11 protein-coding genes are annotated in these 14,756 nt (G+C 45.2%); 8 read left to right on the top strand and 3 right to left on the bottom strand.

The features are described from left to right. Positions 1–84: 84 nt before the first annotated feature. Positions 85–720 (top strand): hypothetical protein, encoded by a 636-nt coding sequence (locus H6F41_RS08395; RefSeq protein ID WP_190403025.1) that lies wholly within the window; start codon positions 85–87, stop codon positions 718–720. A gap of 44 nt (positions 721–764) precedes the next feature. On the opposite strand, the gene H6F41_RS08390 is transcribed toward H6F41_RS08395, so the two are convergent. Continuing rightward, positions 765–1,652, bottom strand: coding sequence for a ferritin-like domain-containing protein (locus tag H6F41_RS08390; RefSeq protein ID WP_190403024.1), 888 nt, complete (start codon positions 1,650–1,652; stop codon positions 765–767). Positions 1,653–1,725: 73 nt separating this feature from the next. Between H6F41_RS08390 and bioF the strand changes: the two genes are divergently transcribed. Beyond that, entirely contained in the window at positions 1,726–2,895 is a 1,170-nt protein-coding gene (bioF, locus tag H6F41_RS08385; protein ID WP_322095900.1) for an 8-amino-7-oxononanoate synthase, read from the top strand. Positions 2,896–2,989: 94 nt separating this feature from the next. Next, entirely contained in the window at positions 2,990–3,589 is a 600-nt protein-coding gene (gene rdgB, locus H6F41_RS08380; RefSeq protein ID WP_190403023.1) for an RdgB/HAM1 family non-canonical purine NTP pyrophosphatase, read from the top strand. A gap of 57 nt (positions 3,590–3,646) precedes the next feature. On the opposite strand, the gene ligA is transcribed toward rdgB, so the two are convergent. Both ligA and H6F41_RS08370 read right to left on the bottom strand, forming a co-directional pair. Further along, complete coding sequence (gene ligA / locus H6F41_RS08375) at positions 3,647–5,668, bottom strand: NAD-dependent DNA ligase LigA (protein WP_190403022.1); 2,022 nt, start codon at positions 5,666–5,668, stop codon at positions 3,647–3,649. 87 nt (positions 5,669–5,755) lie between these two features. Beyond that, a complete protein-coding gene (locus tag H6F41_RS08370) occupies positions 5,756–6,454 on the bottom strand; it encodes an SRPBCC family protein (protein WP_190403021.1) in 699 nt (232 codons plus the stop codon). A 28-nt stretch (positions 6,455–6,482) separates the two neighbouring features. On the opposite strand from H6F41_RS08370, the gene H6F41_RS08365 reads away from it, so the two are divergent. From H6F41_RS08365 to dacB, 5 genes are all read left to right on the top strand, one after another. Beyond that, positions 6,483–7,133 (top strand): phosphoribosylanthranilate isomerase, encoded by a 651-nt coding sequence (locus H6F41_RS08365; RefSeq protein ID WP_190403020.1) that lies wholly within the window; start codon positions 6,483–6,485, stop codon positions 7,131–7,133. Between the two features lie 105 nt (positions 7,134–7,238). Further along, positions 7,239–10,973: a PAS domain-containing protein gene (locus H6F41_RS08360; RefSeq protein WP_190403019.1), complete on the top strand. Its 3,735-nt coding sequence runs from the start codon at positions 7,239–7,241 to the stop codon at positions 10,971–10,973. 108 nt (positions 10,974–11,081) lie between these two features. Then, positions 11,082–11,678, top strand: coding sequence for a GerMN domain-containing protein (locus H6F41_RS08355; RefSeq protein ID WP_190403018.1), 597 nt, complete (start codon positions 11,082–11,084; stop codon positions 11,676–11,678). Positions 11,679–11,698: 20 nt separating this feature from the next. Then, a complete protein-coding gene (locus tag H6F41_RS08350; protein WP_190403017.1) occupies positions 11,699–13,279 on the top strand; it encodes a glycoside hydrolase family 3 N-terminal domain-containing protein in 1,581 nt (526 codons plus the stop codon). Then, positions 13,279–14,751, top strand: coding sequence for a D-alanyl-D-alanine carboxypeptidase/D-alanyl-D-alanine endopeptidase (gene dacB, locus H6F41_RS08345; RefSeq protein WP_190403016.1), 1,473 nt, complete (start codon positions 13,279–13,281; stop codon positions 14,749–14,751). Before H6F41_RS08350 ends, dacB begins: the two co-directional genes overlap by 1 nt. The last annotated feature ends 5 nt before the right edge of the window (positions 14,752–14,756 follow it).

Here is a 14,756-nt window from a genome sequence, read left to right as displayed (position 1 = left end):
GCGGCACTTCGCGCCGCTTTCGTTTGTATTTATGGGAGATAGTGTTTTAACTTAGTTACAGCACTATCTCTTAATTTTTTATCTATGCCTATTTCTCTTCCAGAAAACCTTGTCAACAAATTTCAAACAGCCAAGGGCTTTGTGAGTACAAATATTGATGCTGCTCTCAATGCGGTTAGTCAAAATGCCCAGCAAGCGAAAAATGTGGTTTTAGATAATACGGCTCATTCCCTTGATGGTTTGCGTCAGGTCACAGAAACGACCAAAACAAATTTGACTAAAGCGGCTGACAGCTCGATTGGTGGTATTTCCCAAAAAATTGACGTTCTTAATCAAACCCTAGCTGAAGGGATCAAGGCTTCAGTTAATGCACCTTTAAATAATTGGATTAATCATCATCCGCAATTGATTTGGATAGTTAACCATCCTTTGCAGAGTTTTGGGATATCAATGCTGTTACTGGTATTTGTTTCAGGGCTATTAGGCGCAATCGCCGATATCACTAAAAAATTCTGGCTATTGATATTGACCTATCCCTTCACCATCATTACTAATCTTGGCGCAGCCATAACGAAACCTAATCAGATGAATCAGCAAGGAAATCAAGAAGGATTAGGAACTAATAAACAGAAGCGAACTGCTGTGATTTTAAGTCGTCTGGAAGCCAATCGCCAAGAACAAATTTTACTATTGAAAGAATTAGAATCTCTGTTGAGATAAAGAGCAAGTGCCGCGCAGAGCGCGGCACTTGCTCTTTAGTAAGGCTAATATTTGCCTGCCTTATTTGCGGTATCTTTTAGATTGCCACTAAAGAACATGGGGATAAATTTCTCCACAAAATTAGAAGGATCCTTTTCCCAAGCTTTCTTGACTAAATCAATACGAGTCTTTTGCAATTCGGGAGAGAACAAAGTCTGAGGAAGTTGATCCATCAAATATTGGGGACGTTGCCAAAGCGGCATCGTATCAGCAATCTTCATCAGGTTCTCGACCCGACGTACCTCTGCACCCGCAAGCACATCCATTCCCGACTCATAGGCTGCTTGCTCAATAGCGGCATACTTGCGCTTAGCGGTTTCGACCTTGGCATGTAGAGCTTCACTCTGTTTCCCAATTTCTGCAAGCTTGCGATTACCCCAGCGCACATGTTCTACTTCTTCAGGTAAGATTTTAGCAATGGTATCGCGAATCTTGATGTTTTCTGTGGTTTGTTCAGCTTTATCAAGTGCGCGAATATGGGCGGCAAAATATTCACAACCACGCTTTTCGGTGACATTGATGGCGGCGAGGGATTCGATGATGCCATCTTCTGCGGTGGTAATTGTGTCATGGCTAATGAATCGCTCAAACTCATCGATGTAGGAAGTTCCGGGAGGAGTACCAATATCTTCACCGAGTTCGTAAAGCAAGTCAGTCAGCCAGAGCGCATGACGAGCTTCATCGGCAATGTGATGGGAAAGATCCTTGATCAGGTCACGGGGATTGCCATCAAGTTTTTCGATTAGATCAGTTAAATCTTTACAGCTACGTTGTTCATTGAAACGGTAACGATTGAGTGTCACCATATGAATCTCACGTTGACGAACCACTTGATTAAGGATGTCTTGGGCGCTTAGTTGTCCACGAAGTTTACGGGGATATGCAACGGTCATTTTTGAAACCTAGATAATAGCGGTATAAATGAGAATTGATATTATTTAATTTTAAACTGATTTGTAAAGAAGTGTGAAGGCTAAACCCATATCTACTCCCTATGACTGGATTGATCGCTCGCTTGACTCAATTCACAAAGCAAACTGGTATCGCTCTACGCAAACTGTGAGTAGCAAAGCAGGTGCGATCGCAAATATTGATGGACGCGAAATGTTGATGTTTGCTAGCAATAATTATCTGGGACTAGCGGGGGATCGCCGCTTGATTGATGCTGCCATCGCCGCTACCGAAAGGTATGGCACTGGCTCGACAGGCTCACGATTGGTAACGGGTCATTTAGCTCTGCATGAAGAGCTAGAAACTGCGATCGCTGATCTTAAAAATACGGAAGCAGCTTTGGTGTTTAGCTCAGGTTATCTCGCCAATTTAGGGACAATTTCAGCGATTGCAGGGCAACGCGATTTAATTTTAGGTGATGAATACAATCACTCTTGTTTGAAAAAAGGCGCATTGATGAGCGGGGCAACAGCGATCGATTATCGCCATGTGGATCTCGATGATCTGGCGACTAAGTTAAAACAACATCGCGGCAATTATCGTCGTTGTCTGATTACGACGGATAGTGTGTTTAGTATGGATGGCGACCTTGCGCCGTTACAAGCAATTATGGATTTGGCGGCAACCTATGAATGTATGGTGCTAGTGGATGAAGCCCATGGTACGGGCATATTTGGCGATCGCGGTGGTGGTTTGACCAATGCTCTGGGAATTCAGCAGGATTTAATTCAAGTGGGAACGTTGAGTAAGGCGTTAGGAAGTTTGGGCGGCTATGTGGCAGGTTCGGCGAAGTTAATTGACTACTTACGCAATCGGGCGGCGACTTGGATTTATACAACGGGTTTATCGCCTGCGGATACGGGGGCGGCGATGACGGCGGTAACAATTGTCAAGTCTGATCATGAGCGCCGTCAGCAACTTTGGCAAAATGTGGCAATGGTAAAACAGGGATTGCAGAATTTAGGCATGTCGGCAATTGCCTTTGATTCACCAATTATTGCGATCGCAGTAGGTGATATTCCTGAAACGATGCATATCGCAAAACATTTGCGCGATCATGGTATTTTTGCTCCTGCGATTCGTCCGCCGACTGTGCCAACCGCCAGAATTAGAATTACCTTAATGGCAACCCATACCAAGGAACAAATTCAAGCTTTACTGGCATGTTTGGCGCAAAAGGCTTAGGGAGACAAAGATTGCGATCGCTCTCATTTGCGAATAAGTTTAAGAAAAGTTTAAAAGCCCTATATTTTATTGTTTATAACGCACGGTTTAATCAATGTCTGATCTATCAATTCAACTAAAGAAATTAGTAATCGCTAGCGGTAATGCTGGCAAAATCAAAGAATTTCGGGCTTATTTGGCGGATTTGGGTGTAACCTTGATGCCCAAACCTGACCACATTGATGTCGAAGAAACTGGGACAACTTTTATTGCCAATGCCCATCTCAAGGCTTCTCAAGTGGCGATCGCCACTCAAGAGTGGGCAATTGCTGACGACTCAGGTTTAGAAGTATTTGCCCTCAATGGTGCGCCAGGGGTACTGTCGGCAAGGTATGCGGATACAGATTGCGATCGCATTAATCGGGTGTTATCAGAATTGCAAGATCAGCCTAACCGTGAAGCCCAGTTTGTCTGTGCGATCGCAATTGCCTCACCCGATGGCAAAATTGTGGCGGATGCAGTTGGTGTTTGCAAGGGCGAGATCGCCGATGCACCGCTTGGGCAGGGCGGTTTTGGTTATGATCCTATTTTCTTTGTGCCAGAGCTTCAGCAAACCTTTGGCGAAATTCCCGCCGACATCAAGGCGAAAATCAGTCATCGCGCCAATGCGCTGACCTTGCTGCACGACAAGTTAGCACAGGTTTTACATTCCTAATTTGTCCGTAGTAGTGGCAATTCATGAATTGCCACTACACAGAAATTTGCGTAAGTCTTAATCATTAAGTAGCTTCAGTAACTCCTCTTCCGAAAGACAAGTTATTCCTAACGCTTGTGCTTTTTCGAGTTTAGAACCAGCATCCGCGCCCACCACCAGATAATTTGTTTTTTTACTCACCGAATCGGTCACTTTGCCACCTGCTGCCTTGATCAGATCCTTGGCTTCATCGCGCTTTAAAGTGGGCAATGTGCCAGTGACCACAAAGGTTTTACCCGTGATCTGAGGATTAATTGCGATCGCAGTTTGTACTTGTTTTGCCCCAACAAACTGTAACCCTGCCTCTTGCAAACGCTGTACTAAATTTTGGTTCGCTTCTTTACGAAACCATTCATAAATTGATTGGGCAATTTCTTCACCAATGCCAAAAATGGAAGCAATCGCCTCGGGACTGGACTTGGCGAGTAATTCGACATTAGGGAAGTTATCGGCAATATTTTGAGCATTGACACTGCCCACATGGCGAATCCCTAAGCCATACAAAACCCTAGCCCAAGGTTTAGCTTTGGACTGCTCAATTGCCATAATAATTTTATCCGCCGACTTCTGCCCCATACGCTCGAGGGTTTGCAACTGCTCACTAGTCAAGTCGTATAAATCAGCAACGGAAGTAATGTGATTTTCGCTCACCAATTGCCTAACTAATTTCTCACCAATGCCATTGATATCAAGGGCATCACGACTGACCCAATGCTCAATTGCACCACGCACGATCGCAGGACAGGCAATATTTACACAGCGAGTTGCCGCCTCATCTTCGGGTTTCCAAACAGGCTGTCCGCACTCAGGGCAGTGACTAGGCATCACAAATCGGATTGCCCCACTAGGACGCAATTCAGGTAAAATCCGCACCACTTCAGGAATGATTTCCCCCGCTTTGCGAACAATGGCAGTATCACCGATATGTAAATCTAGCTCGGCAAGGCGATCGCTATTGTGGAGGGTTGCCCGCGCCACGGTTGTACCTGCTAGTAATACAGGGCGTAATTCGGCTACAGGCGTGAGTGTGCCAGTCCGTCCCACCTGCACGGTGACGGCTTCGATAATTGTTGGCATTTCTTCGGCAGGATATTTCCATGCGATCGCCCAGCGCGGAGTTTTTTGTGTAAAGCCCAGTTGTTTTTGCTGCGAGAAATGATTTAGCTTAATTACCATGCCATCGGTCATGTAGGGTAGTTTCAGCCGTTCTGTTCCCCAATGATCGTAATAACCCTGCAATTCTTGAATTGATGTACAGAGTTTCTTATTAGGATTTACTCGAAAGCCAATTTGTTGCAAGAACTCAAGGGCTTGCCATTGCGAAGTTATATCTTGGCGATCGGTATGAATTGTATAGGCAAAAAAATCAAGGCGACGCTTAGCGACAATGCGCGAATCGAGTTGACGTAATGTGCCTGCGGCGGCATTGCGAGGATTAGCAAACAGGGATTCTCCTTGAGCAGCGCGTTCTTGATTGATCTCGTCAAAAATTGCGATCGGTAAAAATGCTTCCCCCCGAATCTCTAGACGTTCAGGTGGATTTTCTAAATTTAAGCGCAGGGGAATAGAACGAATTGTCTTGATATTGGTAGTTATATCTTCGCCCGATGTGCCATCGCCTCTGGTTGCGCCACGCACTAATACACCATGCTCGTAGGTGAGGGCGATCGCCGAGCCATCGATTTTTAATTCACAAACACTTTCTAAAAAAGCTGAGTTTTCTAATCCTTTTTGACAACGTTCTTGCCAAGCAATCACATCATTACTAGTAAAGGCATTGTCTAGACTATAAAGGGAAATGTGGTGCTGCACCGAGACAAACTGATTCACTGGTCTTTCCCCGACCCGTTGCGTGGGGCTATCGGGGGTAATCAAAAATGGATATTCTGACTCTAGTTCTTGCAATTCCCGATAGAACGCGTCATAGACCGAATCCTCCATTGTTGGCGCATCAAGAGCATAGTATTCATAACTAGCTTTTTGCAAAATTCTTCGCAATTCCAGCGCTCTGTCACCATCAAATAAAGGAAGTTCCGCCATACTGTCTGCTTGGTTAATTTACTCTACTCAAAAACTCAATAGAAAGTATGAAGTATCACACGCTGTGTGATACTTCATACTTTCTATCTATGTTCTCCTTTTAACTTCTTTTTTAATGGCTTGCAAGGTGTCATCTAAAGCTTCTTTAAAGATTGTATAGAAAGCTTCGGTAGGTACAGAGCCTTTGGGCTGAGCATTGACTGTGTAAGTAATCAATACTTGTGTTGGTGGGCGGCGTGGCACTGTCGAAACAAGTTCCATTTTCCAGTAGCCTTCCATTTTGGCAAGATCGCCATCGAGCAATCGGAAATCAATTTGTTTGCGATCGGTCTCTTGGACTGCTAACTTGGTGCGCGAAACTACAGAAACTAAAAAGACTTGGCGAGCGTCAACCTGTTCAATGATTTTACGATTGCCACGGGATTCAATCACCTTGCTCGATTTCATGTTGGGAATGAATTTCGAGAGATTGCCATAATCTGTCAAAACCTTCCAAACCACATCAGGAGACGCTGTAATCAGTACCCTTGCTACATATTTTCCTTTTTCGCCTGTGACTACCGATTGACCATTACGAAGCGAATTACGCTGGATTGACGGCAAGCGATCGACGGGGCCATCAAACAAAGATGCGCGTGCTGGCAATGAGGGGGTGCAACAGGCGATCGCAATTGCCATGATTATTGCTGAGCCTGTGGAGACTTTAGTCACCAATTTCTCACCTAGGGTTTGATTTATTGGTTGTTGAGGGGGCATAGGATTTGGGTAGGATGGATAATCGGTCATGGAAATTAGTGCTTGTGAGTGCTTGTGTATGTATATCAAAATCTGTGGAATTACGAAACTTGAGCAAGCTCAGTCAATCGCCCAAATAGGGGCAAACGCACTGGGGTTTATTTGTGTATCTTCATCACCACGATATATCGAAGCAATGGCGATCGCAAAAATCACTTCCAGTCTAGACGCAAACCTTGATCTTGTCGGTGTGTTTCTCGATGCCAGTATGGCGGAAATTTGCCAAACCGTGGAGCAGGCAGGGCTAAATGCTGTGCAACTGCATGGAAATGAGTCACCAGAGTTTTGCCAACAATTGCGATCGCAGCTAGCTCACATCAAACCTCAAGTTAAGTTGATTAAAGCCCTGCGAGTTAAAAATCAAGCGGGGCTTGCTGTGGCTCAACTTTTTGGCGATGTGGTGGACGTGGTTTTGCTGGATGCCTATGATCCACACATGGCGGGAGGCACTGGCAAAACCTTAGATTGGCAGATGTTGCGCGAGTTTCAGCCAAGTTGTGACTGGTGGCTCGCGGGGGGACTATCTCCCGATAATGTTGCTGAGGCGATCGCCATGGTATGCCCAAGTGGTGTAGACGTATCTAGTGGGGTCGAACGTTCCGCAGGGGACAAAGATTTATCAAAAGTCGAACAGTTTATGAAGATTGCTCTTCAAGAAAGTAGCAATTAGTGGGGTAATTATTAAGTTTACACAGTGCTTTTACTTTGACCGAATGCTCTCTAAGGTAATATTGATAAGAGGGGAATAAACAGAAAAATCTTAAAATATTTTGCCATGGTCTCCAGCGATAGTACCGAAATTTGCCTAGAGGGGATTTTGGATCGCCTTACAGAAATATCTGTACAGATTCATAATTCTACGAATCTTGTTGATCTGTTGAACGTTACTGTTCAGCAGACAAGATTACTATTGCAATGTGATCGCGTTTTGATCTATCAATTTTTGCCAGAGAACGATGGCGCAGTTACCGCAGAGTCAGTTAGTGGCGATTGTAAATCAATACTGGGAGAACCAATTAGCGACCCATGCTTTGCTAAAAATGGGGCTAATATTTACCAAACTGGCAAATGCAGTGTCATTTCAGATACGCGGACTAGTTCTCTAGAGTCATGCTATGCCAACTTTTTGGCACAGATCCAAGTAAGAGCTAATCTGATCATCCCCATCTTAATCGGCTCACAGCCATCAGCCCATTTATTCGGATTGATCATTGCCCACCAATGCGATCGTCCACGAAATTGGCAAGCCTACGAAATTGGCATCCTTCAGAATATTGCTACGCAAATAGGCATCGCCCTGCGTACAGAAAGCCAATATACACAGAATCTACAGACTAACTCGGACATCACCACAGAAACCATATCACCAAAACTTGCTCAGTCAGACATGTTCTGGAAAGAGTCCTTGCTTCCCATCATGTCTGATGGCTCACCATTAGGATTTCTAGTGGTCGATAATCGTACTGACGAAATTATTTATTGTAATCATCGTTTTTGTGAGATTTGGGGGCTTGAACATTTAGAAGCCCAAATTTACAATGGGGAACTCAAAAACAACGATATTATCCCCGACTGCATTCCTCTGATTGCCGACTTACCTACCTTCGTCGAATCATGCAAACCACTGCAAAGTGAAGCAAATCGTACTGTAGTTGAAGATGAAATCGCTTTCAATGATAATCGGGTGATTCGTCGCTTTTCGAGCCAAATTCGTGATGGTCATGATTGCTATTTGGGCAGGATGTACATTTTTGAAGATATTACTAACCGCAAGCAAATAGAGCAGCAAATCAAAGTTAATGAAGAACGTCAGCAATTTGCGATCGAAGGTAGTGGTGATGGCATCTGGGACTGGAATGTACAGACTAACGAAGTTTTCTTCTCGCCGCAATGGAAGTCGATGTTGGGCTTTGCCGATGACGAGATTATCAATAATGTCAGCGAATGGGATCAACGCATCCATCCAAATGATCGAGAGCAAGTCTATGCGGAGGTGCATAAACACCTGCGCGGAGAAATCCCCCGCTATCTCTCAGAGCATCGCCTGAAGTGCAAGGATGGTAACTATAAGTGGATTTTAGATCGTGGGCAGGTTGTTAGTTGGACTAGTGATGACGAACCACTGCGATTTATTGGTACTCATGTCGATATTAGCGATCGCAAAAATATGGAGTCGGCACTACAAGCTAGTGAAGCCAGACAATCCGCCATCATTGAAGCTTTGCCTGACCTCTTATTATGCGTGCGTCGTGACGGATTATGCCTAAGCATAATCAATACCTCTAGCATTGAAGGTAATAAATTCGCCAAGATTAACCAGCATCTATCGGAAGTATTACCCCCTGAACTGCTGCAAAAACAACTCCAAGCGATCGAAAAAGCAATTACTACCAAGGAACTTCAAGTCTACAAACATCAATTAATGAAGTCAGGTAGAGTCGCCCATGAAGAAGTTCGCATTGCTGCCATTAATGATCAAGAAGCCCTAGTTATCGTTCGTGATATTACTTCCCAAATAGAAGCCGATCAAAGGCTAGAGCAAATATCTCTCAATGTTCCCGGATTTATCTATCAATATCGACTGCGCCCCGATGGCAGTCCCCATTTCTCCTATGCTAGTCACGGCATATATGACGTTTATGGTTTTTTGCCTGAAGAGGTCTACGAGGATGCGAATCCAGTGCTGGACAGGCTCCATCCCGATGATCTCGATCGAGTTATCCAAAGTATCCATGAATCCGCAGAAAATTTGCATATATGGCTGTGTGAATATCGAGTAAAATTTGCTGACGGTAGGACAATCTGGGTCGCGGGACATGCCACGCCACAGCGTGAACCCGATGGCAGTGTCCTCTGGCATGGATATATTCAAGAAATCACCCAACGCAAGCAAGCGGAACTGGATTTGATCGAAAGTGAATCCAAGTTGCGTGAAGCCTATTTAGAACAGAATGCTCTATTTGCCGCCATGTCTGACATGGTGCTAGTCCGTGACCATGAGGGTAAGTGTCTCAAAATTGTCCCCACTGCCTTTGACTATTTAATTGGTAAACCTGAGCATATTCTCAGCCAACCCATTGATCAAGAGCTACCTCAACCTGCGGCTGGCATTATTGCATCGACCATTCAGACTGCTTTAGCTGATTACAAGATTGTCAGTTGCGATTATTGCCTAGAAATTGATGGTGAAGATATTTGGTTTGCTGCGACGATTTCGCCAATTGCGAAGGATCGGGTTATTCAAATTGCCCGTAACATTACCGAACGCAAACAGGCAGAAATTGCCTTAGAAAAGGCAAAGGAAGATGCGGAAGCAGCGACTAGAGCCAAGAGTGAGTTTCTAGCAAATATGAGCCATGAAATCCGCACGCCGATGAATGGAGTGTTGGGGATGGCGGAATTGCTCTCATTGACACCGCTCACCGAAGAACAACAGGACTATGTGCAGACAATTCGCGACAGTGGCGATATCTTGCTATCGGTAATTAATGACATTCTTGACTTTTCTAAAATTGAGGCAGGCAAGCTAGAGCTAGAGTCGCGCCCGTTTGTACTAGTTGAGGCGACGAGATCGGTGTATCAGATGCTCAGTCCGCAAGCAGCTAGTCAGCAAAACACCCTAAATTTTGCGATCGCAAATGATGTTCCCAAAATCATCGTTGGTGACATTGCCAGAATTAATCAAATTCTGATTAATCTGATTAGTAACGCCATTAAATTTACGAAGCAAGGGGCAGTGCAGTTGGAGGTGAATCGTCGGCAATCTGCTCAGGGAGATATGCAACTAATCTTTAAAGTCAAAGATACGGGCATTGGCATCGATTGCGATCGCATTCAGATGCTATTTACCCCCTTTGCCCAAGCCGACGCTTCCATTAGTCGTAAATATGGCGGTACAGGGCTGGGGCTAGCAATTTGTAAATGCTTGGTGCAGCTCATGGGCGGAAAATTATGGGTCGAGAGTAAAGGGCATATTGGTGGTGAAGCTCCCCTTGACTGGAACATAACCACTGACTCCCAATCCCAAGGTGCTAGCTTCTACTTCACAATTTCTCTCCCCAATCAGTCCGCGACTAAAGTGCCATCCTCCGATGTGGATGGAGCCGCACCATTAGAACCGCAAATTTTGTTGGCGGATCAATTTCCCCTTAAAATCTTGATCGTTGAAGATAACGAAGTAAATCAAAGAATTGCATCATTATATTTAAAAAAACTGGGATATCTAGCCGATATTGCTGCTAACGGTCTAGAAGCATTAAGGAAGTTATCAAATCAAAATTACGATCTATTGCTAATGGATCTACAAATGCCTGAGATGGACGGTATCACTGCCGCTAGATTGATTCGTCAAGATCACAAAATTAATCCGCAACCACAGATTGTGGCGATGACTGCTAATGTGATGCCAGAAGATATTAAAAAGTGTCATGAAGCAGGTATGAATGATCATATTGGCAAGCCGATCCGCTCTGAAGATTTGGTGCGAGTGCTAACTCATGCGCGGACTTAATGAAAAATAAATGGTTAACACTACGATAAAATAGATTGGGGAGCTAACTTATGATTGTTTACGTCAAAGGTGTCAGGCTAACTTAGTCACAGTTGGAGGAGCGAAATTATGAAAATTCCTGTTTTAAATAAAGGTACTTGGTTAGGATTGTTGGCTGTTGCAGTTGTCGGTGGTTCTGGTGCAGCAGTGCTGGTCAATGGTAATTTCAGCAATTCGCCTAATCCTGTCAGCCCAAACCCGACTTCGATCAATCAAGTTACTCAATCGCCACCAGCCGAGAGAGCCGTAGATGGTCAGTTAGCAGTCTATTGGATTGAGTCGAAGCAAAATAAATTAGTAGCTGTACCGATCGCGGTCAAGGCAAAAAATAACGATGCGGCGATCACCTCTGTCATCAATACCTTAATTTCGGAAAACCCTCCTGAACCAGAGCTTTATAGTGCGATTCCTGCCAATACTAAGGTATTGAGTGCCGTTACCAAGGGGCAAGAAATTCGGATTGACCTATCCAACGACTTCACTAAGGGTGGCGGCTCTGCCTCGATGCAGGGACGCATAATTCAGGTGCTATACACCGCCACTAGCCTAGAACCTGACGCAAAAGTATATCTGTCTGTTGAAGGTAAACCCCTAGAATATATTGGTGGTGAAGGCTTACAAGTGCCGCAACCAATGACCCGCAAAGACTTTGGGTTAGATTTCTAAAGCTATTTTTTTACCTGATCATGCCGCCGATTCAACTACCTGATATTGATAGCCTTAGCCTTGTGGAGCAAGTCTCCCAGATGCTGGTTGTGCGTACTTGCGGAATGCTCTACGACCATCAGATTCAATACCCAGAGTGGGAATTGGCAAGGGCAGATTTGTATAATTTGCTCAGCAATTACGGTGTGGGCGGTGTGATTTTGTTGGGGGGAAGTGCGCCCGAAATCGCTCTCAAAACTCAGCAAATGCAGTCATGGGCAAAAATACCTCTGTTGGTTGCGGCGGATATTGAAGAAGGTGTGGGGCAGCGATTTAGCGGTGCAACATGGTTCCCGCCGCCGATGGCTTTGCAGGATGTGTCCCTAGACTATGCGGAGGCGATGGGACAGATCACTGCCGAAGAAGCCTTGGCGATTGGCATTAACTGGGTACTTGCGCCAGTTGTCGATATCAACAATAATCCCGAAAACCCCGTAATTAATGTACGCGCATTTGGGGTCACTGCTGGTGAAGTGATGGGCGGCACAAGAGGATTTATTGCAGGCGCTAAACAGTATCCCGTGTTAACCACAGCTAAACATTTCCCCGGTCATGGTGATACGGCTGTAGATTCACATTTGCAAACGCCAACTTTGCTCCATAATCGCCAAAGGTTTGAAAGTGTTGAGTTTATGCCCTTTGTGAATGCGATCGCAGCAGGGGTAGACACGATCATGAGCGCCCATATGCTCGCGCCAGCGCTAGATCCTAAAAATATTGCCACATTGTCGCCGCATATTCTCACTGATATTTTGCGAAAGGAATTGGGCTTTGATGGCATTATTACCACCGATGCGCTGATTATGTCAGGGGTGGCGGATCTGGATAGTCCTGCTGCGATTGCGGTGCAAGCAGTAAAGGCGGGAGCCGATATTTTATTAATGCCCGTTGATCCGATCGCCACTATTCACGCAATTTGTACGGCGGTGGAAATGGGAGAAATCAGTCGCGATCGCATTCGTCAATCGGTGCAAAGAATTTGGAAAGCTAAACAAAAGGTTTGTGGCATCCCGCCCAATTTATCGAAGTTGGGTAACTCGGCAAATTTAAAGATTGCCAAGGCGATTGCCACCGATGCCACTAGTGTCTATTCTGCGATCGCAAATTTAACCTCACCTCAAGAATCTGTCCCAAATTCTGCCCCTAATAAAGCAAGTCAGTATCTTAATTTATTGATTGTTGATGACCCCTTGACCTGTTCCGAATTTTTAAATTTGCGATCGCCCGCAGTGACTTTGCCCAAAGCCCATAATTATGCGCGGATGGTTGTGGATGCGGAAACTTTAACCAGTTTGCGCTGCGATCGCTATACCCAAGTTTGCTTACAGATTTTTAGTCGTGGCAATCCCTTCCGTGGCAAAACCAATCTTCATCAAAAGATCCGTCAATTGATTAAGGAGTTACGCATCCAGAATCAGTTGCAAGCGGTGGTGGTCTATGGCAGTCCCTACACATTGGACAATTTATTACCACTGCTGCCAACGGATTTACCTTGGGGCTTTGCCTATAGCCAACAGCCTACCGCCCAAACCGCTGTTCTCCAAAAATTAGGATTTGTATAATGCCCTATCGATGGTGTCGGTTATCTGCGATCGCAATTTTTTGCTTACCTTGGTTTATTCCCAGCCTCGCCAAGGCGAATGCACCTAAAATTTGTCCTAGTCAACTGCAATCAGAAATCACCAAAATCACCGATGTACCAGCATTGCAGACGGCAAGGGTGGGCGTATTTGTGCAAGCTAGTCCATCGCAAGAAGTATTAGTCAATCTCGATGGCGATCGCTATTTTATTCCTGCTTCTAGCACCAAGCTATTTACCACGGCGATCGCCCTCAAAAAACTTGGGGCAGACTATCGCTTTGCGACTCGGTTAATGTCTTCAACAGTGCCAACGACCGATGGCACACTAGAAAATGGGTTGTGGTTGTCTGTATCTGGCGATCCCAGTTTTCAATCAGCGACAGGATTAAAATCCTTGGTAACTCAGCTCAAGGATCGGGGGGTGAAACGCATCAACGGCGGCATTTGGGGCATAACATCTATGCAAGGCAATGAGCTGGTGGGCAGTTGGGAATGGCAAGACTTACAGGAATATTATGCGGCGATCGCATCTCCCTTTACGATCGATGGTAATTCCCTATATTGGTCAATTCTGCCGACTAAAATCGGTGAGCCAGTCAAATTTAATTGGGACATTGCCGATCCGAGCTTGGCGAATGATTGGGAAATTGATAATCAATCGCAAACCGTTGCGGCGGGGGGTGAATATGACTTAACAGTAACTAGAGTTGGCGAACAAAAAATACTCAGGATTACAGGTCAGATGCCCATTGATGCCGAACTCAGACTCGGTGGCGTTGCCATGCCTAACCCCAAAGATAATTTTTTGCGCCTATTACGTCGCGAATTAGTTGCCCAAGGCATTCAAATTTCTCCTGTTACTAAAGCTCAATCTATTGAGCCGCCTATTCTCAATCAAGAACTTGCGATCGCAGTTTCTGCACCTCTCTCAGCGATTGTGGCCACCACCAACAAGGACAGCGATAACCTTTATGCTGAACTATTACTAAGAGCCTTGGGCGATCGCAGTATGCCAGCAAAAACGACAAGTAACGATAACCTCGTTAATGGACTCGCTACTGTCAATCAATATTTACAAACAGCCAAGGTTGCCAATGTGTCTCTAGTCGATGGATCAGGTTTATCGCGCCGCAACCTCGCCACCCCTCGAGCTATTTCCCAGCTCTTGCAAACCTCAGCCCGCGACCAAGCTTTTCGTAAATCTCTACCAATTGCAGGCATCGATGGCACATTGACCAATCGCTTTAAAGATACCGCCGCCCAAACTATTCTCCAAGCGAAAACAGGGACATTAACAGGTGCAATTTCCCTGTCAGGATATGTCCAGCCCCCTAACTATAATGAAGTTACCTTTAGCATCATGATCAACAACAGCAATTTGCCATCAACAGACCTCCGCCAATATGCTGATGCGATCGCAGTTTTACTAACCCGCCTCGCCCCCTGTCCATGAGATAC

The organism is Pseudanabaena mucicola FACHB-723 (assembly GCF_014696385.1).
GTDB lineage: Bacteria > Cyanobacteriota > Cyanobacteriia > Pseudanabaenales > Pseudanabaenaceae > Pseudanabaena.
This window is presented reverse-complemented; position numbering and strand designations above follow the sequence as displayed.

What these genes read in the sequence shown, in the direction of transcription:
- H6F41_RS08355 (WP_190403018.1), top strand. Translation starts at nt 11,082, where the DNA reads ATGAAAATTCCTGTTTTAAATAAAGGTACTTGGTTAGGATTGTTGGCT.
- dacB (WP_190403016.1), top strand. Translation starts at nt 13,279, where the DNA reads ATGCCCTATCGATGGTGTCGGTTATCTGCGATCGCAATTTTTTGCTTA.
- H6F41_RS08365 (WP_190403020.1), top strand. Translation starts at nt 6,483, where the DNA reads ATGTATATCAAAATCTGTGGAATTACGAAACTTGAGCAAGCTCAGTCA.
- H6F41_RS08360 (WP_190403019.1), top strand. Translation starts at nt 7,239, where the DNA reads ATGGTCTCCAGCGATAGTACCGAAATTTGCCTAGAGGGGATTTTGGAT.
- H6F41_RS08350 (WP_190403017.1), top strand. Translation starts at nt 11,699, where the DNA reads ATGCCGCCGATTCAACTACCTGATATTGATAGCCTTAGCCTTGTGGAG.
- rdgB (WP_190403023.1), top strand. Translation starts at nt 2,990, where the DNA reads ATGTCTGATCTATCAATTCAACTAAAGAAATTAGTAATCGCTAGCGGT.
- H6F41_RS08390 (WP_190403024.1), bottom strand. Translation starts at nt 1,652, where the DNA reads ATGACCGTTGCATATCCCCGTAAACTTCGTGGACAACTAAGCGCCCAA.
- H6F41_RS08370 (WP_190403021.1), bottom strand. Translation starts at nt 6,454, where the DNA reads ATGACCGATTATCCATCCTACCCAAATCCTATGCCCCCTCAACAACCA.
- ligA (WP_190403022.1), bottom strand. Translation starts at nt 5,668, where the DNA reads ATGGCGGAACTTCCTTTATTTGATGGTGACAGAGCGCTGGAATTGCGA.
- H6F41_RS08395 (WP_190403025.1), top strand. Translation starts at nt 85, where the DNA reads ATGCCTATTTCTCTTCCAGAAAACCTTGTCAACAAATTTCAAACAGCC.